23 protein-coding genes and 1 pseudogene are annotated in these 22,243 nt (G+C 48.6%); 11 read left to right on the forward strand and 13 right to left on the reverse strand.

Annotation, left to right across the window (positions count from 1 at the left end; genetic code table 11):
- Positions 1-107 precede the first annotated feature (107 nt).
- The 5 genes and pseudogenes from AC2VDX_RS06430 to hetZ form a co-directional block, all read right to left on the reverse strand.
- Positions 108-485, reverse strand: coding sequence for a hypothetical protein (locus AC2VDX_RS06430; RefSeq protein WP_378176669.1), 378 nt, complete (start codon positions 483-485; stop codon positions 108-110).
- Positions 486-507: 22 nt separating this feature from the next.
- Positions 508-1,260, reverse strand: a pseudogene (locus tag AC2VDX_RS06435) (Mu transposase C-terminal domain-containing protein); the annotation flags it as partial.
- 49 nt (positions 1,261-1,309) lie between these two features.
- The gene (locus tag AC2VDX_RS06440) at positions 1,310-3,610 is read right to left on the reverse strand and encodes a transglutaminase TgpA family protein (protein WP_378176658.1); all 2,301 of its coding nucleotides are present in this window, start codon (positions 3,608-3,610) and stop codon (positions 1,310-1,312) included.
- Between the two features lie 74 nt (positions 3,611-3,684).
- Positions 3,685-4,704, reverse strand: coding sequence for a hypothetical protein (locus AC2VDX_RS06445; protein WP_378176655.1), 1,020 nt, complete (start codon positions 4,702-4,704; stop codon positions 3,685-3,687).
- Positions 4,697-5,872 carry a heterocyst differentiation protein HetZ gene (gene hetZ, locus AC2VDX_RS06450; RefSeq protein WP_378176666.1) on the reverse strand — a complete coding sequence of 392 codons (1,176 nt, stop codon included), beginning with the start codon at positions 5,870-5,872 and terminating at the stop codon, positions 4,697-4,699. Before hetZ ends, AC2VDX_RS06445 begins: the two co-directional genes overlap by 8 nt.
- A 65-nt stretch (positions 5,873-5,937) precedes the next feature.
- Here hetZ and AC2VDX_RS06455 point away from each other — a divergent pair, with 65 nt between their 5' ends.
- Positions 5,938-6,423: a hypothetical protein gene (locus AC2VDX_RS06455; protein ID WP_378176652.1), complete on the forward strand. Its 486-nt coding sequence runs from the start codon at positions 5,938-5,940 to the stop codon at positions 6,421-6,423.
- A gap of 132 nt (positions 6,424-6,555) precedes the next feature.
- Here the strand turns inward: AC2VDX_RS06455 and AC2VDX_RS06460 are convergent, their stop codons facing one another.
- The 4 genes from AC2VDX_RS06460 to AC2VDX_RS06475 form a co-directional block, all read right to left on the reverse strand.
- Entirely contained in the window at positions 6,556-6,981 is a 426-nt protein-coding gene (locus AC2VDX_RS06460) for a hypothetical protein (RefSeq protein WP_378176649.1), read from the reverse strand.
- A 26-nt stretch (positions 6,982-7,007) separates the two neighbouring features.
- Positions 7,008-7,316, reverse strand: a complete 309-nt coding sequence (locus AC2VDX_RS06465; protein WP_378176646.1) for a hypothetical protein — start codon at positions 7,314-7,316, stop codon at positions 7,008-7,010.
- A gap of 200 nt (positions 7,317-7,516) precedes the next feature.
- Complete coding sequence (locus AC2VDX_RS06470; protein ID WP_378176643.1) at positions 7,517-9,526, reverse strand: FHA domain-containing protein; 2,010 nt, start codon at positions 9,524-9,526, stop codon at positions 7,517-7,519.
- Between the two features lie 6 nt (positions 9,527-9,532).
- A complete protein-coding gene (locus AC2VDX_RS06475; RefSeq protein WP_378176641.1) occupies positions 9,533-10,084 on the reverse strand; it encodes an FHA domain-containing protein in 552 nt (183 codons plus the stop codon).
- A 385-nt stretch (positions 10,085-10,469) separates the two neighbouring features.
- Here AC2VDX_RS06475 and AC2VDX_RS06480 point away from each other — a divergent pair, with 385 nt between their 5' ends.
- A complete protein-coding gene (locus AC2VDX_RS06480; RefSeq protein ID WP_378176663.1) occupies positions 10,470-11,030 on the forward strand; it encodes a Uma2 family endonuclease in 561 nt (186 codons plus the stop codon).
- 52 nt (positions 11,031-11,082) lie between these two features.
- Here the strand turns inward: AC2VDX_RS06480 and nfi are convergent, their stop codons facing one another.
- Both nfi and AC2VDX_RS06490 read right to left on the reverse strand, forming a co-directional pair.
- Positions 11,083-11,745 (reverse strand): deoxyribonuclease V, encoded by a 663-nt coding sequence (gene nfi, locus AC2VDX_RS06485; RefSeq protein WP_378176638.1) that lies wholly within the window; start codon positions 11,743-11,745, stop codon positions 11,083-11,085.
- Positions 11,742-12,719 (reverse strand): glycosyltransferase family 2 protein, encoded by a 978-nt coding sequence (locus tag AC2VDX_RS06490; RefSeq protein ID WP_486928121.1) that lies wholly within the window; start codon positions 12,717-12,719, stop codon positions 11,742-11,744. The genes nfi and AC2VDX_RS06490 overlap by 4 nt, the downstream gene beginning before the upstream one ends.
- A gap of 503 nt (positions 12,720-13,222) precedes the next feature.
- On the opposite strand from AC2VDX_RS06490, the gene AC2VDX_RS06495 reads away from it, so the two are divergent.
- Positions 13,223-14,014: a glycoside hydrolase family 16 protein gene (locus tag AC2VDX_RS06495; protein WP_378176632.1), complete on the forward strand. Its 792-nt coding sequence runs from the start codon at positions 13,223-13,225 to the stop codon at positions 14,012-14,014.
- 639 nt (positions 14,015-14,653) lie between these two features.
- Positions 14,654-14,845, forward strand: coding sequence for a hypothetical protein (locus AC2VDX_RS06500; protein WP_378176630.1), 192 nt, complete (start codon positions 14,654-14,656; stop codon positions 14,843-14,845).
- A gap of 2 nt (positions 14,846-14,847) precedes the next feature.
- Here AC2VDX_RS06500 and ispD read toward each other — a convergent pair whose 3' ends face one another.
- On the reverse strand, positions 14,848-15,534 hold the full coding sequence (gene ispD, locus AC2VDX_RS06505) for a 2-C-methyl-D-erythritol 4-phosphate cytidylyltransferase (RefSeq protein WP_378176627.1): 687 nt from the start codon (positions 15,532-15,534) through the stop codon (positions 14,848-14,850).
- 95 nt (positions 15,535-15,629) lie between these two features.
- On the opposite strand from ispD, the gene AC2VDX_RS06510 reads away from it, so the two are divergent.
- Positions 15,630-16,589 carry a glycosyltransferase family 9 protein gene (locus AC2VDX_RS06510; RefSeq protein WP_378176624.1) on the forward strand — a complete coding sequence of 320 codons (960 nt, stop codon included), beginning with the start codon at positions 15,630-15,632 and terminating at the stop codon, positions 16,587-16,589.
- Positions 16,590-16,682: 93 nt separating this feature from the next.
- Positions 16,683-17,276: a D-glycero-alpha-D-manno-heptose-1,7-bisphosphate 7-phosphatase gene (locus tag AC2VDX_RS06515; RefSeq protein ID WP_378176660.1), complete on the forward strand. Its 594-nt coding sequence runs from the start codon at positions 16,683-16,685 to the stop codon at positions 17,274-17,276.
- 14 nt (positions 17,277-17,290) lie between these two features.
- Here AC2VDX_RS06515 and AC2VDX_RS06520 read toward each other — a convergent pair whose 3' ends face one another.
- Positions 17,291-18,196: a carbohydrate ABC transporter permease gene (locus AC2VDX_RS06520; protein ID WP_378176620.1), complete on the reverse strand. Its 906-nt coding sequence runs from the start codon at positions 18,194-18,196 to the stop codon at positions 17,291-17,293.
- Positions 18,197-18,392: 196 nt separating this feature from the next.
- On the opposite strand from AC2VDX_RS06520, the gene AC2VDX_RS06525 reads away from it, so the two are divergent.
- The 5 genes from AC2VDX_RS06525 (at position 18,393) to AC2VDX_RS06545 (ending at position 22,130) form a co-directional block, all read left to right on the forward strand.
- Positions 18,393-20,912: a PAS domain-containing protein gene (locus tag AC2VDX_RS06525; RefSeq protein WP_378176616.1), complete on the forward strand. Its 2,520-nt coding sequence runs from the start codon at positions 18,393-18,395 to the stop codon at positions 20,910-20,912.
- Positions 20,913-21,209: 297 nt separating this feature from the next.
- Positions 21,210-21,437, forward strand: a complete 228-nt coding sequence (locus AC2VDX_RS06530; RefSeq protein ID WP_486928122.1) for a hypothetical protein — start codon at positions 21,210-21,212, stop codon at positions 21,435-21,437.
- Positions 21,437-21,607 carry a hypothetical protein gene (locus AC2VDX_RS06535; protein ID WP_378176611.1) on the forward strand — a complete coding sequence of 57 codons (171 nt, stop codon included), beginning with the start codon at positions 21,437-21,439 and terminating at the stop codon, positions 21,605-21,607. The genes AC2VDX_RS06530 and AC2VDX_RS06535 overlap by 1 nt, the downstream gene beginning before the upstream one ends.
- A 252-nt stretch (positions 21,608-21,859) precedes the next feature.
- Positions 21,860-21,985, forward strand: coding sequence for an EAL domain-containing protein (locus AC2VDX_RS06540; protein ID WP_378176608.1), 126 nt, complete (start codon positions 21,860-21,862; stop codon positions 21,983-21,985).
- The gene (locus AC2VDX_RS06545) at positions 21,966-22,130 is read left to right on the forward strand and encodes an EAL domain-containing protein (protein ID WP_378176605.1); all 165 of its coding nucleotides are present in this window, start codon (positions 21,966-21,968) and stop codon (positions 22,128-22,130) included. Before AC2VDX_RS06540 ends, AC2VDX_RS06545 begins: the two co-directional genes overlap by 20 nt.
- Positions 22,131-22,243: the final 113 nt, after the last annotated feature.

The raw sequence follows: 22,243 nt of genomic DNA on the forward strand, positions 1-22,243 counted from the left end.
CTTTTTTAAGGCTGAGTGTAGTTTCTTTAGTTGCTCTGCATTGAGATGATTCTTCGCTGGCATTTCTGCACTCATTTGACTTAATTAAGCTTTCCATTATACCCTATTTAAATGCATAACAGCTTACTCATATTCCCAAACTCTATAAAACACCTTTGACACCACCCATCAACCCACAACGCCGGAATCTTAAACCTTGCTCCGCACTTTGGGCATTCTGATAGCAAACTCAATTTATGTTTTTCACACATCTGCGTCGTTTTAAACTGCCACTCAATCTTGTGACAAGGCACTTCCCCATAACACGCCCCACATAACCGAATTGGTTCATGTTTCATTCCCACCCCTTCAGGCGGTAACATCTGAGCTAACCTATCCGCATCAACGCCCATTAAAACGGCGATCGCCTCCAACTGCTGACGACTGGGAAAAGGATTGTGATAGAACTTTTCCCAACGAGCGTAGGCGAAGCCCGCCGAAGGCATCGCACCCCCAAGCCCCGCCGCCTTACCACCCGTAATCTTCCCGCATTTGTTCGTAATCAAAGATTTCTGGCATTTCTGGGACAGATTCATGTTCAATAACTGCCAATTCCATTTCTTCAGCTTCCGGCTTAGTCTGTAAGGGCTTTTTAGCTTTTTGAACTTCAACCTGCTCGGATTTTTGACGTTCCTTTTTGCTTTTCTTTTGAGTTAAAAAGGTATCGCGATCGCGCACTTCTGCCAAAATTGAGCGATTACTGACTGTTTTACCCGTCTCCCGAATCTTCCGACTGCTGGCTTTAGCCTCAATCAAAGACAGTTGCTCAGTTTGCAAATCTTGGGCATAAGCACGGGCTAAAAATACCTCTTTACCGTTTTCATTGCGGTAAACCAAAATAGTTGTAATATCTCTGGGGTCAAATCGCAGCACCACGCTTACTCCGGCATAGCCTTCCAAACAATCACCCCGATACATCAAATTCTCAAATTGCAGATAACCCCCTCGATAGATTGTGCGGCGGGTTTGCTTCATCAAACAAATGTCCAAATCCCGTTGAGAAATTAGACTAGGAACCGCAATCAATCCCCCTTCCCATCGTTGGAAGCGAGTCTGATCGCCCATTCGCGCATCAATACTTTGGTTGTACTTGTCTACAATGAAGCGCACCAGCAATTGTTCTAATTCCCACAGCGTCAGACAAGCTTCCTTCTCCGCTTCTTCTGGACGCTCCTGCACATTAGAACCTGTATATCCAGGCAACATTGAAAACAATTCCGTTCGCTATTTGGTGTTGGGTGGGGAAATAGCGATCGCGCCAGAAATAATATTATTGAGTCTTCAGCTTTAAATCTTGGCGCTGCTGCCAACGCTTCTTCAACTGAGATTTTTTCAACTCTCGCAGCCGCAGCCGCAACTGCTTCACATTGGGATTCTGTTTACCATAGCGCCAACTGACATAAGCTTGGGTAATCTCGTCAATCGCCTCAGCAGATTCCAGTGGCTGGTGTTGATACGCCAGAGAAGCATACTCCAAGGGCGTCTGGGCTGGATGCTTGGCGTATCCCTGAGTGCGTAAACTTGCCAACATTTCCTGGTAAAGACTTTCCATCGGCGGCAGCTTAGCTAACCAGCGACGGTACAGCCATAAACGCACACCCTTCCAAGCCAGCCAGCCCAAAAAACCTAGGCAAATGGCTAAAATGAGACCGGCGAACAAGCCCACCCAACCCCTGGATAACAACGCCCACAGCCAGATGATTCCCCCAATCAACCAGGTAGCGATCGCACCAAACACGTTATTCAGCCAACTGGTGACGGGCGAAGGCAACCAACCGGCAACCCACTTCCAGAATTGGCGCAACACGCTAAAAGTTTGGTCTTCTTCAATCGAAGCCGGAATGAGTGGATGCGTGGGAATCGGATCGAAAGCAAACCAACCGTTACTCGGAAAATACACCTCCGTCATCAGATAGGCATCAGTGTTGCGGACGATGTATAAGCCAGTGAAGGGATTGAACTCACCAGGGGAAAAGCCCCCCACCAGTCGCGCCGGGATGCCAATCGAACGCAGCATAATCGTGAGGACGCTGGAAAAGTGGTCTGGATAGCCGCCTTTGTACTTGAAGAGAAATGCCTCTACTAAGTCTTCGTTTTCATCCAAAAACGGCAAACTATTGGGATCTGGTGGAATTGTGTAGTGCTGTTTAAGATATTGAGCCAAGTAAAGAGCTTTTTCGTAAGGCGAGGTGATGGGTTTTTTCGACTTCGCTAAGATTTCTTCAGTTGCCTGCCGCACTTTGCCAGTAATTTGGGGAGGAACTTGCAGATAGTAATTTCGGATGGCTTTGGAATAGTCAGTGGACGCCTGCCCCAAACGAGTGCGATCGCGGTAAGGAACTTCTGAAACTACCGTGTAGGTGAGTCCCTCTTGCAACAGTGAAGGCGATCGCACGCTGCCTTCTGTATCCAGTGCCACTCTTTGCGTGGGATAGTAGAGTTCCTTGGGATACGCCAGGGCTGGCAGCAGATTCGCCATCTCAGACACCACCGTGTAGGTCTGAATCACCTCCCTAGTTTTCCCAGTAATGAACTGTCTGGGGATAAAAAATCGGTATGACCAAGGTGGACGCTCTACCGTCTGCGTTTGATTGTCGCGCGAAATCTCCCAACCTTGACCCGTATAGCGGTCAAACCCCAGCACCCGCCAAAATCCCTCTGACTGGGAGCGTACCCGCATCACCACCTTGGGCTTCATCTCTCCCCGCAGGTTCTGGTTAATCTTACTGTTAAAGCCGTAGTAAAAAGTATCATCTACATTGCCAGGGCCAGCGTCTTGATTTGACCCGCTACCAAAGCCTCCCTTGCCCTGTTTACCGGGGTTGACAATGCCACGGTTATTACTGGGAAAATCCTTTTGTGCGAGATTGCTGGGGGCACTGACGGGAAATGTCTGTAGCTGATAGCTAGGAAACCGAGGCATCACGGCAAAAAGCGTCAACCCCAGTCCCACGATCGCTAAAAAATTTATACTGAAAAATTTCCAATTAAAAATTGGGGAATTCCCCTTTTTTAATTTTTTATTTTTCATTTTTATTTGTTCCAAACCGAGCCGCGAACGGTAATCTAGCACCAACACCGGCAGGGCGATGCCTAAGAACACCAGCAACACGGGTGCAAAAGCGAACGTCTGGCTCACCGTACCAGCAACACCCAACAAAATCAGCCCGATTACCATCGAATACCCCAAGTCCTTGCGACGGGGCAGATCGAAGCTATGCAGCACTTGCAGATGAATTAACAACTCTGCCAGCACCAGTCGGGTATCGTTCAGTTGACCAAACAGATTTTTCAAGAAAACTGCCAGTGCCACCAACATTCCAATCGCCAGTAAGAACTTCACTGGCACATTGCGATCGCGTCGTCGATACCAACTCCACGTCGCACCGGCAATGCTGAGCGGCACAGCCCACAAGCTAATCTGCGTCTCGGCTGCCACATCCGTGGCGATGATTCCTACCAACACGAGCGCCTGCACCAGCACCCGCAACAGAATTGATTCTTCCGTTTCCGGCATCGGCATCGCCGCTAGCCGCTGCCTAAACTGATTAAAAACTGGTAGACGCCGCATACTGGGGAAAAGGTCAATCGCTAATTGCTCATTGCTAATTGTTCTATCACAGTTAGCGATTAGCCATTAGCCATTTAATTACTGACCGCGATCGCAAAAATCAGCGGTTGCCGATCCAGTTCCTGAAACTGAATTTCCAGAGGATAAGTCTGGTTGGGTTCCAAATCAAAGGATTCTACACTCAAATAGCCCGGATAAGTGCGCTGTGCCGTTGCCGAGCCTTGCGGGGTACGCACAGTTAACCTGCCGCCGCGAGGCAAGCGCGTCTCAATCCGGCATCTGGGAACCCGCCCTTCTACCTGATATTCCGCCCTAAGAGTCATCAGTCCAACAGTCGTCTCCCACTGTCGCTCTACCGGCTGCCGATCCGGCGATACAGGCAGCGTCAGCGCGTTGATGATTTCTCTAGCTGCCAATAAGGACAGCGCCATTTGTTGACTGTCTGTCGCCTCTTCATAACGATTTGTAAAAAGTTGCTGCTCTTGAGGAGAACGGGTCGGATAGAGCAGCACCAATCCTGCTAACTGGTTCAGTGCCTGGGGTTGCTCTGGAAATAAGGCACTGGCGGCACGCACCATTTTTGCTCCCTGTTGCAGCTGCGACTGCATCGCCTCCTGGCAAGAGTGTAGCAGTTGTGTTAAAACCGTTTCGGGTAGGGTGACTGGCAGACTGAAGTTAGAGAGCTGCGGCGTCCATAGGGGAACCCAGCTCGAAACTTGGCTGTCTGAATAGTCAGGTTCATAATTACGAATCTCCGTCTCCCAGGGAAACAGGGGTGGATTCCGTTCAATTTCTGCTTGTAGTTTGCGCTTCAAAAGCGCATGGAAACGATTTTGCACAGTCGGTATTTCTCCTCCCAAGTTGAGTGGTTGACAGCCTTGGGTCGCTTCACCGAAGTGGTCGGTCACTACGCTCAAGTCTTCTGAATCCAGTGGATCTAACGCATCCAATTCCAGCTCTGCCGCCAGCCAGTCGTCTGTAAGAGCAGGCGATTCTTGGGGTGGTGGCGCTGCTAGAGGATCGCCATCCTCTAGCAGACTCGCCAGAAAGCGGTTGTCTATCGCTTCGGAATTGTTGTCTAGGTCACTATTCATCTTGAGATGCACTTGCTCCGGATACTGAACGATTGCGAATTTCCCAGGCAATCTCTAGCAGCTTGAACCACCGCTTCTCCACCTGGGAGACCGTGCAACCCAAAGTTTGAGCGATCGCTGCGTTTGGGAGTCCCTGTTGCTTTAATCGTAGTAATTCCGCCTGCTGATCGCTCAGCATTCCTTGAAATGCTTGCCAGTGCTGAGGCGTCAAACCCAAATTCCGTTCCAAATCCGCTTCCAACCACTGATGCACCAGTTCCCAGCGCTGAGAAAGAGCAAATCGAATCAAATGATATTTGAAGCGTTGCTGCAAATAATCCCTTTGGCGCGGCGTCAAACCCAAAATTGCTTCAATTTCCCCAGCGGATAAATCTTTCAGGCGCAAAGTAAAATAATCGGCGCATTCATTTTGCTGGCGCTCTTTCAGATAAGCCAGCAACTCCTTAATCACCGTCTGGCGCAGGCTTTTTTCCAGCGGTTCGGATTCGTGAGCGACCATCGCCTCCCGCACCTGATGCACCGTCGCTTCATTCCAAACCGAGTCGGAATCAGTGGCAGCTCCCTCTGCCGCCTGCTCCATATCTACGGAAGTTTCCGGGGGTTGCTGTTGCGAAAAAGTCTGCGCCCGCAGGATAATTAATTGCTGAGTGCGATGACCGGGCAAAGGAATGCGCCGCTTGCCGTAGCGCTCGGCAAAAGCCATGTACTCTGCCAGTTCCAACAAAGTATGAGGACGATACGCCGCACCCATTCCGCTTTCTCGTCGAAATGCGTTTAAGGACTCAGCATAAAATCCCTGTAAGAAATCTTCTATCAGAGTTAGCCGCGCCTGGTAGCTCGTAGGCACTTGCGACGGTGTAATGTAGCGATAGATGATCGCACTGAGAGTGCTATGTAATTCTACTCGTCCCCGGTGTGCCCCCATTTGGTAATAATGAAGACATTGTTTCAGGCGAAGACGAGCCAGTGTTATTGCCCAGGTTTCGATGTCTCCTGAGTCCTGGATGCGCTTACTCTCAGTGCAAATCCGGGCGACTTCGCTAGCTATCCGCGCCGCAACCTCACGACAGTTCTGCTCCGACGCCTTGGATGACACTCGGAGTTCGTTAAATAGTAGTTGAAAGATTGCCTCCACCACTCCCTGGTAGATTTCCCCACAATGGCTGATTGTTGTCAAGACCCTAGCATACCCAACTACGACACGTTAACGGCAGAAGACCCCAAATAGTCCTTATGAACTTAGACCAACAAATTCAAGCTCTGATTGACAAAGCGCCCCTCTATCGCATCCCACCTAAGTGGATTACGGAGATTGCACCCGTTCTCGTAAACTATGCGACTGAGCTGCAACATTCGGAGTATTACATTCTCCAGAGTCAGGAAGATGGTTGGCTGTTGACGACCCTTAGCAATCGCGCCCAAGCCAATCTCGAAAAAAATGCGATCCACGCCTTTTCAACTTTAGAAGACGCCAACCTTTTCCCTTCGGTGCCAGATCCTGAAATTATTGCCTTGCCAGAACCTGTGACTCACATTTTATTTGAAATGGTTGGCAGGGATATTGTAGATAGCACGATTTTCTTTGAAACTCCCGGTAATCGTACCACCGGGACTGAAATATTTCGGGAAAATCTGCTGAACCGGATTAAAGAACACCGGCAACAACACTGGCCTTCCCTCAACTCTAATCCCAGAAATTTGCCCCCCGATATCGCTTGAGTCATGGGCTTTTTGTAGGGTGGTGTTGTCCGCCCTACGAATCATTATCATTCTTTGAGCGTGTAACGCCGAACAATCACTGCTAATTTTTAGATTTTTTAATGAACCGGATTCAGTACGCTGCAACGTCCGTTATATTAACTGACCCCCGTGGAAACGCCAACGAGGAAACAAAATTCGCATGATGGTTTGCGACGCCAGATAGACGCTAAGCCACACGAGACTGTAGTGCAGCACAAACCATTGCAGCGGCAAATCCCGTCCTACACCCGGTAAGCTAAATATTTTCACCAGCACTACGATAAATACCGCTTCCCAAATACCGGCAAGCAGCTGTAATGCTCCGGGCCAATCTCGATCCCAACGGAATTTCTGAATATAGTCATAAAGAAGATCCCAGCCGAGTCCAAAGACAGCAACATACCCTAGTATCCAGAAAAAAAGCGAGTCGGCACCGGGACTAATGACGCCCAAAGCAAAGGGCAACGTTACCAACGTGCCCACTGTTACTAGCAGAAATAATCTGGTTTGCCAACGACCAAAGAGTGTCGGAGTCATGGTAAATTTTTAATCCACTTACCGCATCAGTTTTCAAGCTTCAGTTCGGGCAGTCCGGACGCTTCTTTTTTGCGTAAATGACCTTCGTAGACTATTCCTACTTCTAGCTTAGATGGGCATCTCACCCAAACAGAATTTCCCACAATTGGCAGCCCTGTCGTTTCCGACATAACATTTGCCTCTTCGGGGTCGGCGATACAGCCAAAACCCATATAGTCAGCGATTTCCTTCATTGTCAAATCTTCTAGAAGGTAGCTGCTGCTCATCTCCGCTTCTTTACACTTGAACAGCCTGACTTCAGGTAAAACTTCGTTAAAAATTTTGAGTTTTCGCACTTTATTGCCTCCATTCCTATAAGTGCAATGGACTCGTATATTTTTGGTTCGCTCAGGGCGATGACAGCAGGTATTGATGGAGTCAACTTTTTTTCAGTATCTATCTATATTTTCTGCCTCTCCGCTTCTAGATGAATCAGCAATATTGCTGAAATCTGCTCTGGGCAATCAGTGGAGTGCCCAGAGCCAATCTAGTAAATTTACGGTGCTTGATTCACTACCCACTTCAGCCATTGCCCAAAAGAACTCAAAAAGTTCAGTCGATGGATTCCGGGGGCATGGGCTGCCGCCAGATTATCAACTGCACAAAGTGCTGCATATTGCAACCCTAAGAAGCTATCAACAGCGGCGTAAGGACCCCCTAGGGTCATAGCACCAGCAGCATACATCCGACCCCGCGAGGATCGCATTTCGACGAGTTCAAAATTGTTGGCAACAGCTATCCGCCCATTTTCATGGAGGGGGAGGTTGTAATGGGTGACAAGGTCGTTCAGGAGGGGATTGGCTTTGACTTTGGCATCGAGTCCGGTGGCGTCGATGATAAAGTCAGCTTCGAGGCGAATTTGTCCTTTTAATCCCTTTTCTTGAATATAGGTAACGGTGCGCTCAATTCCTGACGAGTGGGGGTTGCGTTCGACTCGTTCCACTTCCCCAAAGGTAATTTGATACCAGCCTTGACGGATGCCTTCTTCAACCATGCGTCGCCAATCTTGGCGGTCAGCTGTGGTGGTGCCGCCCCAATCGGCGAGTAAGCGCGATCGCTGTTCGGGGTCGGCTTTTTCAAGCATTACCCGCAATTCACCGCCCCAAGTGGCTTTAGGCCAGTTAAAGGGTTGAAATTCGTAATGATTTTCGACAGCCCGTTGCGATCGCCCAAATTTGTTACCTTGGGGTTTAGGCGATCGCATCAAGTGTAGCAGCGAGATATTTGGGTTTTTTGCCCTAGCTTCATAAATTCGCTGTACGATCCGCGAAGCGACAATCCCTCGCCCCCGAATCATCACGGTACCACCAAATTTCTCTAAATGCTCGTAGACGTGGTTATGTTCTTCGTAGGCATTGACGACGGACTTAAAATCATTGGTTTTTTCCCGGTAAGCTTGCAAATCTGGGAGAAACTGAATTGCCGGGTAGCCGGTGGCGAGTTGGACATTGCGGGCGATTAAGAAGGCATGGTCGCGGTGGTTGGCACTGGTACGAGAATAAGCGATCGCATATCGTCCATCCTCAGTTTTCCGAATCGAACGGACGCTGGCGTAGCGAAATATCTGTTCCCAACCAATCCGTTTTGCTTCCCTATCGATAGCGTCAAAGACATTACCGGCACGAGGGGTATAAGTTTGGGCAAAAGCCGGTTCGGCAAATACCTGCCACAAATACCCTAATCCTGTTCCTAAACTTCCCTTGAGCAAATCGTGCCCAGCTTCCCGCAGGGCATAACTAGGCCAACCCCAAATATTATCAGGACAAGAATCCGAATTCGACCGCAGCCGTTCGTACAGAGGAATTTGCGAATTCATGCACAGCCGCTTGTAACGGGCATACGGTTGGGGTTCCATTCCCAAAGCCGCAATCTGACTGCTTTTCACGCCGTAAATTCTTAATAAATCGACCCAGACAAAGCTGCCCAAACCGCCCCCAACGGCGGCATAGTCCACTTCATCCACCCGCAACCCAGTAGCATGGAGGTCTTGCACGACGACTTGCTGCGCCTGAAACGCGGGTGGGGGAAACGCTGCCGTTCCCCCAGGTGGCGCGGGGGAGACAAGCGGAGGCAGCGGTGCTGGATGGCTAATCCTGGGGTCAGGTAAATCCGTGTCTGGGTGAAAGAAAATCTGGGAATTGCCAGAGGGGGGCGATGCAGGTGGATTTGCAGCGAAGGTAACGCTGATGTAATAAGGGCCAATTTGCAGCGAGTCGCCATTACCCAGAACACTGCGCGTCTGACGTTGCCCATTAATCAAGGTGCCGTTGCTGCTGTTTTGGTCGATAACCACCAACCCGCCAGCGTCCATATCAATCAGGACGTGGAAGCGGGAAACCTCAAGACTATTGAGGGCTAATCGGGAGACGCGACGCCCATTAATTTCCGCTGGCATCTGATTAAATTCCCGTCCCAGTGCAATTGGGAGGGTTAGCGTCGGTTCTTTCCGTTCTCCCGTTCCTGGATCGTCCCAGCTGAGGCGAAGGCGCATGAGTGCTGGATTCATGGTTGATTAGTTGCTGCTAGGAGTGACTAAAACGCTCAATGCTGCTGCTAGGGAGGTGCCACACCACGGACACCCCAAATTCAGTAAGTTATACGGTGAAACTCGATGACAACTGGAACATTCCAAACCATAGGTTACAGCCGCTGGGTTAGGGGCGGTGGGGGCTGGTTTGCCTGCTGCGGGTGACGGTGGCGGCAACAAAACCGTAGGAGGAACGCCTATCACTGCCAGGGAAACCGCTGTCACCTTGAGTTCTATCTGTCCTAAACAGATCGTGCTACCCTGGCTCAGAGGCACCTCGCCTTGAATGATGGTGCGCCCATCCACTAGCGGCGGATTACTTTCTCGCAGGTTCCGCAAGTAAAAGCTTTGCTGCTGTTGGTTAAAAAATATTTCGACGTGCAGCCCAGATACTGTGGGATCTGTCAAAACGATATCGCATCGAGCTGGGTCACGACCAATCCGGATGGTGCCGGGATGTTTAGCAATTTGTCGATCGTGAATTGTCTGGGTTTGTACCCGACCGGCTTCTTGCCACTCTAAAGTTAATTCATTCATATTGCCAGCCCTTATATATTTTCTATTTTCTATAAAGTGCTTCAAGTCTTAGTGTCCTGATTTCTAACATGACCTGGAAGAAAAATCCGAAATTGTGTAGGAAGTTTAAAAAAAACTAAAATGCATAGGAAATGACGGCAAGCAGTTATCTTTGCTCAACCTCACTTTCTGAGAAGGCGTTACTCAGTGGCAAACTTTGTAAATGTTCCCGATGTTGTTCCCGTGCAATTCATTTAAGTTTTGGCGTTCGTGATGGCACCAACAAGCTTACTGGCATAGTTTAACAATTTTGTCAATGAAAACAGATATAAAATTATAGATGGGGTTGATACCAATCGGCGATCGCTTAAAAATAAAATTCGATTTTCTGCAACAGGAGGTTGTGATGTCAATTCAGCTACTCAGACGGCGATTTAGCCTAGAGGAATACCACCAGATGGCAGAGGCTGGTATTCTCACAGAGAACGATCGGGTGGAACTATTAGATGGAGAAATTGTAGAGATGTCCCCAATTGGAAGACGCCATGCAGCCTGTGTTGACCGTCTGAATAGATTATTTGGCAGTCGTCTAGCAGAAAGAGCCATTGTCCGAGTTCAAAATCCTATCGAATTGAGCGATCGCGCGGAACCACAACCTGACATCGCATTACTGCAACCACGGGAAGATTTCTACGAAGCGGGACATCCTCAACCCCAAGATATCTTGCTCTTGGTGGAAGTTGCAGACACCACTGCGGAGTTTGACCGCGAAATAAAAATTCCCCTGTATGCAAGTAGCAGAATTGCGGAAGTTTGGTTGGTGGATATTAATGAACAATGTCTAGAAGTTTACCGGCAACCTGCGTCAAATGGCTACCAGAACGTGCAGAAGTTACAGCGAGGACAAAGTATTTTTATCCAAGCTTTTCCTGATATTAACTTAACGGTAGATGAAATATTGGGATAGTGTTTCCTAAAAGAAGCGATCGCATCCCAAACACATCCCCGTCAAGCTTGCATCATCGATTCGACGCCAGTTTATCAGCAATGCGGGTTGTTTCTGGCAAGCGGTATTTCGTAGTGCAACGCATCACATAATCAATCGCCGTTTCTAGACTCACCCGATGTCCGCTAGAAATATAAACTGGCTTAACGCCAGTGCGCGATCGCAATACCGCGCCAATCGTTTCGCGGCGATACCGCAACGGTTGCCATGCGCCTTTTTCAACTGGCAACTCGTCATGCTTACCAACGAGCAAAGATTTGGCGACACCAATCGTGGGAAGGTCGATTAGCACTCCGAGATGGGAGGCGATGCCAAATCGGCGGGGATGGGCGATTCCCTGACCATCACAGAGGATTAAGTCAGGCGTGATGCTGACTTTTTCTAAGGCGTCTAGAACTGCCGGAATTTCCCGGAAGGAGAGGAATCCGGGAATGTAGGGAAAGGTAGTGGGACGGAAGGCGATCGCTTGCTCTTGTAGCTGTAAATCTGGAAAACTCAGAACGGCAACGGCTGCTCTACTGATGGTACCCGACTCCTCAAAACCCATATCGACCCCAGCGACATACTGCACCGATTCCAACTGGTCTGAAGTAATTACTTCTTTGCTCAGTTCTTGCTGGATGGCGATCGCTTCCTCAGCCGTATCAGGCCATGCATGACGTTGGTGGATTTTCATGGATTTACTTCCACATCCTGGGGTTTTTCCAGCCACTCAATTACCCTGGCTTCTTCCGGAAGTTTAGCTTCATTTTGCCCCGCTGCTCTCGCTCGGACATTAATCAAACCGATGGGAGTCCTCAACAAGTCTACAAGCGTGGCTTTCCCAGCGATCGCTTTCACACCCGTCACCGGCAATTCTTTGACCAACCACCGACTCAGGCGATATAGATATTCCTTGGCACTCAGGTTGTTCATCAGCTTGACGCCATGCAGTTCGTGCAAGTAGCGATTCGAGCGACCATACCGACGCCATTGACTTTGAAGTTCCTCAAGCGTGGAACGATGCCGGTGCTGGACAATCGCTGTAGGGGCAAAATGCAACTGCCAATCACTTTCCCGTTGGATGCGCCAACAGATGTCAGCATCGCCGCCAGTGGTCAAGTAAGGGCGGAATAAACCCACTTGTTCCAGAGCTTTCCGCCGAATCGCTAGATTAGCAGTTTGACCATAAGCACAGAACGGATTTTCTAAGGTATGTTTTTGGGATAAAACATTTTCTCGGTCAGCGTACTTTTCTAGCAGAGTGTTCCCTGGCAAAGCCATAATTTCACCGACGACAATGCCAATCGTGGGATTGGCAAACGGCTCAATTAGGTCTGCTAACCATTGCGATTGAGGACGACAATCGGCGTCGGTAAAGGCAAAAATCTCAGCCGTTGACGCCCGAATCCCGGCATTCCGAGCCGCGTAGGAGCTTTGGATTTGGTTTTCCGCAATCGGGCGAATGGTTAAGCCACAAGCGGCTGAGTCGGCGGCTGACTGGAGAAGTGTAGCAGTGCGATCGCAACTGTTATTATCGACCAGCAAATATTCGACATACTCAGCGGGGTAAGTTTGCGATCGCAGGCAGTCGATTAAGTCTGGCAAGTCCCCCTCACCATTGTAGATGGGGACAATTACGGAAACCCTGGGCAGAACGGGCTGTTTCATAGGGCTGGAGTTCATATTTACCTGGAATCACCATAGCAAGCCTGCTAACGCCAAAGCAGGCTGCTGTATAACCGCTTCTGAGCTGTGTTCAGTTGTCAACGTGGCTCCGTTTCAATTGAAAAAAGCGTTATTTTAACTGAGATTTAGCCGCGAATGAAATCTAATTAGGGTCTTTATCTTGCCGATTCACTTAACTGGAATCATCCGACTATCGTTCTAGCTGTTCTCTTGAGTTTGCCTCACTCCGTCAACAATTAACTCATTAATGCAGGGATTGTTGCTACGGTTGGAGTATTACTACATATCTATCTAGCATTTAGAGTAGCTTTGTGAGAGCGACATCAATGGATTGATCGTAACTAACAATTGATTACTCGACAGTTAGCATTCCACAGACGGATTGGCTGTTCCTGATAATGTCCGGTGCGATCGCAACACGTCAGAAGAGTGAATCAGGCTGTTCCTTGCAATAGGTCAGTCATGAACAATTCGTTGCGATTGAAATGAGAAGAATTTTTCTGTTTTTGTTCCTGTTTGTGGTATTGCTCACTTCAACATTGAGTCGAGCCGGTTCTGCAATCACTTCAAATAGCAACACCACTCCCAATATTCCGGGTTGGACTCTTACTTTCGCAGATGAGTTCAACTCAACTTCCCTGGACAAATCGAATTATGTCCGATACTGGGGTAAACCGAGTTCAGCAGGAGCGGTTTCCTGGTGGAATGGAAACTCCGCACTAATCGTAGAAAACGGACTATTGCGCCTCAAGATTGCGAAAGAAACCGTAACTAAGAATGGAGTCACGTTTCCTTACACCGCAGGCGGGTTTACCCAACTTACGGCTCAAACCTACGGACGTTGGGTAGTTCGGGCGCGTTTTCAAAAGGGAGAAGGTACCCAAGGCTACATTTCGCTGTGGCGACAGGACTTTAAGTGGCCTCCGGAAATCGACTTTGCTGAAATCAGGGGAAACATACCTAACGAAAATATCTTTACGCAGCACTATTTGCTGGATGGTAAAAAGAAGTCAGAAGTTTCCAAACTGTACGAAACTAACTACACCGACGACTTTCACGAATACACCGTGATTTGGGAACCCGGACGCTTGACATGGCTCGTCGATGGCGTGCAAAAATTTACCACGACGCAAAAGTTTGATGCTTTCCCAATGGTGCTGGCGGTGGGCAATCTCGTGGGTAGCTGCGACAGCTTTGCGGGATGTCCTCTCACCACAACCCCATTTCCGACTTACTTGGATGTTGACTATATCCGCGTCTATAAAAAGAATCAATAGATGTTTTCTAGTCAATCCAATTTCACTTTTTGGGTTCAGTAAAAACGCCTGACAACTAAAGTCGCGGCTACACAAACTAATACCATTTGGGTTGTGAGGCGCTACATTAACTAGCCCCCTAACTTCCCGATAAATTGGGGGGCTAAGAAGTCTATCTGTTGCCAACAAAAAACAAAATGGTAAGTAGATGGATCTAATTATTTGTAGGATGGGTAGAGCGTAAGCGTTACCTATCAAACCCGTGTCATGCGTTGGGTTTCGTTCCTCAACCATTCCCTACATCAGATGCGCGAGTTTAATTATGTCTACCTACTTATAAGCCCCTGAAAAACTATCCACATCTCAGATGTGTAGGCTGGGTAGAGCGTAAGCGAAACCCAGCACTGGTGCAGTTTGCCCTAGTTACTCTCCCTTGAAGGCTAAAGCCTAGGCTTACGCTCTACCATTCCCTACGATTTTTCAAGGGTTTCAGAGTTTTAGACGCAGTTTCAACCGCCGACTTCAGAAGAATGGTGCAAGATGTGGGGATATTTACTTTGGTTTCCTCCGCAAGATGGAGTGGACTTTTAAATATCACAAGTTACATTAATTTACAAGAGAGATTTAAAAAACTTTGTGAAGGGAGGGTGAAGGTAAGCTGTGGCTGACAGTGAAAAGAAAAAAGTAAAAAATACGATTATTAATTGGCGTAACATTGACTTTCAGACGGTTAGGCAAAGAATCAATCAAATTACTAAGCAGCTGGAAGAGGTTCAAAAAAAATATGAACCCCAAGGCAATCAATTGAACTCTTATCAGCAAGAAAGCGCACAAGAGTCACGCCGTAATTGAGATCATTCCGTTGCGAAGCGCTGGCGCAAGATAAACTCTGCAACACTCAAATCCACCGGCGTTGTCACCTTCAGATTCGTCTCTTCTCCCTGCACAATCCGGACTTTCAAATTGCACTTTTCAAATAAAGCCGCATCATCGGTAACTTCCCAATGTTGGTGTCGGGCTTCGGTATGACACTGTTGCAACAAATCAACTTGAAAACCTTGCGGTGTTTGAGCCGCCCATAGATGCTGTCGATCGGGTGTACTCTCAATTAACCCAGTCGCATCCACGACTTTAATGGTATCTTTCACCGGCACCGCTGCAATTAAGCCGGGACAATTCATCAGTTCTTCAGCACACCGATCCAGTAATTGGGGCGTCGCCAGACACCGAGCGCCATCATGAATTAAGACGTGGTGGGCGGGTGGGAGCGCCTGCAAGCCGTTGTAGACAGATTCTTGCCGGGTTGACCCACCGACGATCAATTGCACTGGCTTGGTGAGGGAGAGATTGGCGAGAATCTCCTTGAAGTCGGAAAAGTCATCTGGATGAGCAATTAAACCGATCCAACTGATGTGACGAGAAGCTTCAACCGCTTGGAGAGTCCAGTGAATCAAGGGTTTACCGAGCAACGTCAAAAGGAGTTTGTTGCGATCGCTCCCCATCCGACGCCCCATCCCTGCTGCTGGAATCAATAAATGCACAGTCTTCCTCTTTTGCTGACCGCTTTGTTAATCCTTGTTGCGCTCAGTATATCTTCCCCTAAAATGAAGCTGATAAATAACCTCGATCAACAGTAATGCGAATACTTGCCCTTGTCCCCGGCGGGATTGGCGACCAAATTCTGTTCTTCCCTACCCTGGATGACCTGAAGCGGTATTACCCGGAAGCTCAGATTGATGTCATTGTAGAACCCAGGGCAAAGGGTGCCTACCGGGTTTGCAAGTCGGTTAATGAAACCCTCACTTATGACTTCAAAGACCGTACTGGGCCAGCAGACTGGGGAAATTTACTGGGTGTAATCCGCGATCGCCAGTATGATATCGCCCTGTCTCTGGGGCGTAGGTGGAGTGTGGGGCTGCTGCTGTGGCTGACTGGCATTCCGGCTCGAATTAGCTATAACGGCCCAGGAAACTGGTTTCTCACTAACCCAGTACCGCTAAAAACTGAGCAGTATGCCGCTGATATGTATCACGATTTGCTGCAAGGTTTAGGAATTAATTCCCCCTGTCCGCCTCTGGCGGTCAATGTACCAAAACCAGATATTGAGTGGGCACAAAAGGAACAAAAACAACTAGGTGTTCAGGAAACTGGCTACATCCTGATTCATGGTGGTTCTAGCGCCCTGGCTCAGGCGAAAGGGATTGATAAAATCTACCCGGTCAAGAAATGGCAGCAGATTATTCAAGAAACTCAACAGCGCCAGCCCGATTTGCCGATTGTCCTCCTCAAAGGGCCAGAGGATCAAGCATTCGTCAGCCAACTGATGCAGTCCTCCTCTAACCTGAAGGTGACTTCCCCTGGGGATATCGGGAAGTTGGCGGCAATGATTGCCGGTGCTAACTTGATGCTGTGTACGGATAGTGCGCCCATGCACTTAGCCGTCGCCGTTGGTACTTACACGATTGCGCTGTTTGGTCCCACAGAAGCGAAAAAATTGCTGCCGAGTAGCGATCGCGTTCGCGGTTTGCAATCCTCTAGTTCCTCGATAGCCGACATCCCTCCAGCAGATGTTCTCAAGCAAATCTGGGGCGGTTAAATAATTAAAAATTAAAAATTAAAAATGCAAAATTGCAAAATTTTAATTTTTAATTTTCCCGCCCCTCCAAACTATTCTCTGTTGATGCAATTCATGTCTAAAACTGCCAAACCAGCAGTATTTCTTGACCGGGATGGCGTCCTCAATGTCGAAGCCGGTTATATCCATCAAGTTGAGGATTTACACCTAATATCGGGGGTGGCTCAGGCGGTACGGCTGCTCAACGACCGACAGATGTTTTGCTGTCTCGTCTCCAATCAATCTGGCCCCGCACGAGGCTACTATCCGGCTAGCCATGTGGATGCCCTGCACCTGCGCCTCTGCCAGCTATTGCAAGCTGAAGCAGGGGCGCGTTTAGATGCTTTGTATTACTGCCCTTATCTCAGTCCCCCGGAAGGAGGGACAAATCCAGAATTCAGCCGCTGGAGTACCTGGCGCAAGCCGAATACGGGAATGCTGGTGGCGGCGGCTTGGGAACACGATCTCGATCTGTCGCGCAGTTTTATGGTGGGGGACAAAGCCACCGATATCGACATGGCGCACAATGCCGGTTGTACGGGGATTTTAGTGCAAACTGGATTTGGCGATCGCGTCCTCACTGGTGACTACCAACACCACACTCAACCCGATTACATCGCTCCAGATTTAGTCGCGGCGGTTGAGTGGATTTGCCAGCAGAACAATTAAAAATTACTCTTAATTTAATTTTTAATTGAGTTGGATAGCTTTAAATTCAATATCGATAGCCCCAAAATTACCAAAAACAACACCAGTCCAATCGTGCAAGCATAACTCATCTCTAAATTTTGGAAAGCTTGCTCATAGAGATAATAAACAATCGTCTTGGAACTGTTTCGCGGCCCTCCTTGGGTCATAATATAAACCTCTTCAAAGACTTTCGTGGCAGAAATAGCAGAAATCACCGCCACTAGCACCAGATACGGTTTCATCAATGGGATCGTAATGTCCCAATGCTTGGCAATCCCGTCCGAGCCATCAATCGCCGCCGCTTCATAGACATCTGCTGGAATTGATTGCAATCCAGCTAAATAAATCACCATGTAGTAGCCTAATCCCTTCCAAATCGTCACCACCATGACGCTAAAAAGCGCAAAGTGCGGGCTAGTCAGCCAAGGGATGCCATTTTGGAGAAACGGGATAATTTTTGTGTTTACCAACACCTGATTCAACAGACCGTTTTCTGCATAAAGCCAGTTCCAAGCAATCCCAGCCACCACCATTGAAATGACTACAGGTGTATAATAGAAAGCTCTAAACCAGCTAATTCCACGTAGCTTTTGGTTGACCAGAATCGCCAGTCCTAGCGATGCCACAACTAAAATCGGCACGACAAAAATCAGGTAAAGCAGAGTATTCCCCAGCGTCTGCCAAAACACCATATCTGTCCACAGACGCCGAAAATTCTTAAAACCTACCCATTCTGGCGGTTGACCAATGAGAGTGTATTCGGTGAAAGAAAGGTAAAACGCTTGTAAGGCAGGCCAAAAAACGGTTAGCCCCAAAATCAACAAAGCAGGCAGCAAAAACAGATAAGGCGTTAATCTTTGTTTAGCGAAAATCCAATCTTTCGGCATCCAATGCTGCATATTAAAAAGCAATTAGCAATGAGTAATTAGAAATCCTTCAATTGGCGATTCGAGTGTAGTCTATTTTACTGTTGTTGGAAACTTCAGGGTAGTTTAATATACACTAACCGTCATGAAAGGAGCAGCGAATAGCTGCCTCGCCACAGCTGACGAGCTTTCTCCGAGCTTTACATTATTTCTGTAGGAGACGCCGAGAGTGGAGCGGTTAGAACCAGTTGATCTCAAGGAAAACATCAGGGGGCTGGGAACACCGTTTGAAATGACTTATACGTTGCCGACAGCAGATGCATTGCAAGAGTGCCATGTCTCAACGGGGCAATCCCTATCAGGAGTTCGTACTCTTTCAACCCTGATGAGTAACTTACCTGGCATGGCTTACCGTTGCCGCAACGACCAGAACTGGACAATGGAGGCGGTCAGCGAGGGCTGCTATCCGCTCACCGGCTACTCTCCGTTTGAACTCATTGGCAACCGGGAAATCTCTTATGCCCAACTGATTCATCCTGACGACCGAGAGCGGGTGTGGAAAGCCATACAAGCCGCCGTGCAAGAAAATAGACCCTTCCAGCTTGTCTACCGCATCATCACAGCAGCGGGAGAAGAGAAATTTGTCTGGGAACAGGGTTGTGGAGTTTTCTCCGAGTCGGGAGAACTGCTAGCTCTGGAGGGCTTGATCGTGATTTCAATCCCTAATCGGGATTTAGCTCCCCGCCCCGCTAACACTTTACACCCATTTGCGGATAGGTCTATTGACATTAGCGATCGCCAGCGGGCTGAAGAAGAAATTCAACTGTTGCAAACCCTAACCCAGGCAATTAGTGCTGCTCCTGATTTTCACACGGCACTTTCAGTGGCGTTACGTCAAGTGTGTGAAATGACTGGCTGGAATTTTGGCGAAGCTTGGATACCCAGCTCAGACGGCACTATTTTAGAATGCAGTCCCGCCTGGTACAGCAGCACTTTAGAGTTACAGGTTGAAAGGTTGCAACTGGAAGGTTTAAATCAACCTCCTAACTTTCAACCCAACACTAAGCTGCAATCAGAACTTCCCCTAACCCTGAGTGAGTTCCGGCTAGAGAGCGAAATCTTGAAGTTTTCACCGGGAATTGGGCTACCGGGACGAGTTTGGTTATCCAAGCAGCCAGAGTGGATTCCCGATGCTTCGATTGAGCCGCCCCCATTTTTTATCCGGACTCAGTTCGCCAGAAATTGCGGACTCAAAGCTGGATTTGCCGTGCCGATTATCTCTAAAGATCGGGTAGTGGCAATTCTCACTTTCTTCCTGTTTGAATCTCGCCAGAAGGACAAGCGACTGGTTGAGCTGGTGTCAGCAGTGGCAGCGCATCTGGGAACCGTGATGCAGCAAAAGAAAGCGGAAGCTGCACTGGGAGAGAGCCAGCGCCGTCTGGCAAGTTTGATTGACTCGTTGCCAGGGATTGTGTTTTCTTGTGGAAATGACCCAGCGTGGTCGATGACTTACATTAGTGAAGGTTGCTTTACGCTGACTGGGTATCACAGTGAAGAATTGATCGGCGATCGCGCGGTGTCTTATGATTCGATTACTCATCCTGAGGATTTACCCAAGGTTTTAGAGGCGATCGCTACGGGCATCACGCTTCTAAAACCCTATGTTGTGGAATATCGCATTCGTACCCAATCAGGTGTGGAAAAATGGGTTTGGGAGAAAGGAGCGGCGGTCTATGACAGCGCAGGTAAAGTCCTCGGACTCGAAGGCTTCATCACCGATATCACCGAGCGCAAGCGGACAGAAGAGGCTCTACAGCAAGCAGAAGCAAAATATCGCAGTATCTTTGAGAATGCAATTGAGGGGATTTTCCAGACGACGCCCGACGGACAGTATATTAGTGCCAATCCCGCTCTGGCACGCATTTATGGATATGAGTCTCCGACAGAACTGATGGCGCGTCTGACGGATATTAAACAGCAACTATACGTTGACCCGAACCGGCGTGCTGAGTTTAAGCGCCTGTTGCAAGAACACGATGTCGTTTCAGAGTTTGAGTCTGCTGTCTCCCGCCAAGATAGCAGTATCATTTGGATTTCGGAAAATGCCCGTGCGGTGCGCGATTGTGAAGGTAAGCTGCTTTACTACGAAGGCACGGTGGAAGATATTACCGAGCGCAAGCGGGCAAAGGAGCAGCTGCGGGAGCGGGCGTTTTATGATACCTTGACTGGCTTGCCCAACCGGGCTTTGTTCATGGATCGCCTCAGTCAAGCGGTGGAGCGAGCGAAACAGTATCAAGATTTTCAGTTTGCGCTGCTGTTTGTAGATTTGGATGGTTTCAAAAAAGTCAACGACAGTTTGGGGCACCTGGTTGGGGATAAATTATTGGTAGCATTAGCCGATCGGCTGCTTCGCTGCGTCGCTCACCGCCTCGAAACCTGCGTGCGTGCTGAAGACATCGTCGCTCGTTTGGGAGGAGATGAATTTACCCTGCTTTTAGAAGCCATTGACGACCTTAGTAACGCCACCAGCATCGCCGAACGAATCAACCGAGAACTGACACCGCCTTTCTATCTCGACGGACACGAAGTTTTTACCGGCGCTAGTATTGGCATTGTTCTCAGCACCGGATACGATCGACCTGAAGACCTGCTGCGCGATGCCGATACAGCCTTGTATCGTGCCAAAGCGCTAGGCAAGGGACGGTATGAGGTGTTCGACAATGGGTATCCACCTAACAAGACCTCTTAAAAAATTTTGGATTGTAGATTTGGGATCGAGGTGGAATTCGCAAGGGAAGAGATAAAGGCGATCGCGTCTCTACCAAATAGAGAGGCGTGAAAAAATTAAATCTGGCAGCCTTTGAGCAAAATTGTGATAAACGGTCGCATCAAAGCTGTTGCGACTCCTTTGGGAAAACAGCAGATGTATGAACTGGCAATTCCCTGAAAAGTCCAAAATCCCAAGTCCAAAAGCCGAAGAAAAAGAAAAGAAATCCTTGACTCTTGAATTTTGCTTTTTTCTGGTTTCCTTCTTTAATCGTTGCAAGTGGCGAAAGTGCTAGGCATTTGGCAGCCACTGGAACACCTGGCTTACCGGGGTTTATTCCGCCTCCGGGGAGCGATGCCTTGGGATCAACGGGTGGTGTTAATTGACATTGATGATGCTTTTTTTAAAGGAACTAGGTCGCTTTCCTTGGCCTCGCAGGCAATACACCCAGTTGCTGAATCAACTGTCCGCAGCAGCAGCCCAGTGTGGTGGTATTGGACGTGCTGATGCCCGAAAGTAGCCCGGAAGATGGACAGATGGCGGCGGCGATGGACAAACTGGGTCAGGTGGTGTGGCTAGAGGGATGGGATCGCACAAATGCCCGCTTGCGTCCAACTCCAGAATTGAGAAAAAGCGCGATCGCTACCCGTACATATTGCCAACCACGAGGATGGTGATGGTTTAACTCGCTCGCGTTGTACCGCAAGTTGAAGGCGTGCCTATGTTTAAGCATCAGTGCTATTGGCGTGAATCTTTCTGGGATGCAGTTTGCCCAATCTGACATGGTTCAACATATCGATCGAATTGTTCGGGATACTGGTGAGAGAAACTAGCTCTTTAAAGCTGGAGATTACTGAAACTTGCTTGCTAGAAGATGCCGATACCGTAACCGCTATGCTTTTCTCAGCTGAGCAGCCCTGGGAGTTAAAGTGGGAATTGACGATTTTGGCACCGGCTATTCTTCCTTAGGGCGTCTGCATTGCTTACCGATTGATACTTTGAAAATTGACCGCTCTTTTATTAGCGGCGTGGGTGATGAGGAAAATCGCTCTTGAAATTGTCCAGACAATTATGACGCTGGCTCACAATCTCGGTATGGATGTGGTTGCCGAAGGTATCGAAACCGCAGAGCAGATGCTTCAGCTCAAGCGGCTGCAATGTGAATATGGACAAGGATACTTTTTTTCTAACGGGACTTAAACAATGAATTAAAACCAAATGAGTTATGATCCATGCCAGATAAGAAGTTCACGTTGAAAAATACCCATGAAGGAAACTACACCCGACGCAATGCCTCCATGCTTTGAGAAATG

Source organism: Coleofasciculus sp. H7-1, from assembly GCF_057473865.1.